This window comes from Domibacillus sp. 8LH, assembly GCF_038806185.1.
Lineage (GTDB): Bacteria > Bacillota > Bacilli > Bacillales > Domibacillaceae > Domibacillus > Domibacillus indicus_A.
This window is the reverse complement of sequence record NZ_JAVJNG010000208.1, coordinates 1-258: the sequence shown is the minus strand read 5'-3', so window position 1 is coordinate 258 and position 258 is coordinate 1. Positions and strand designations below refer to the sequence as shown.

Here is a 258-nt window from a genome sequence, read left to right as displayed (position 1 = left end):
AACGAATGCGTTTTACCTATGATCGACTGGCGGCGGTTCAATACGCTGAGCGTTGGTGGAATAGTTATAATCCCAACTTTCGTAAATTTGAAGTGGATTGCACAAATTATATATCACAGTGCCTGTTAGCTGGTGGAGCTCCCATGCGAGGAGCACCAGTCAGAGAACGAGGCTGGTGGTATAACCAGGATAGCTGGAGTTTTAGTTGGGCCGTGGCTCATTCAATGAGATGGTATTTAAGTGGATCGACGGATGGCC

At 47.3% G+C, this 258-nt stretch carries 1 protein-coding gene; it reads left to right on the top strand.

Annotated elements, in window-relative coordinates; translation table 11 throughout:
- Positions 1–258 (top strand): amidase domain-containing protein (locus tag RG959_RS24460; protein ID WP_342799332.1); only part of this gene is annotated, 258 nt, incomplete at both ends.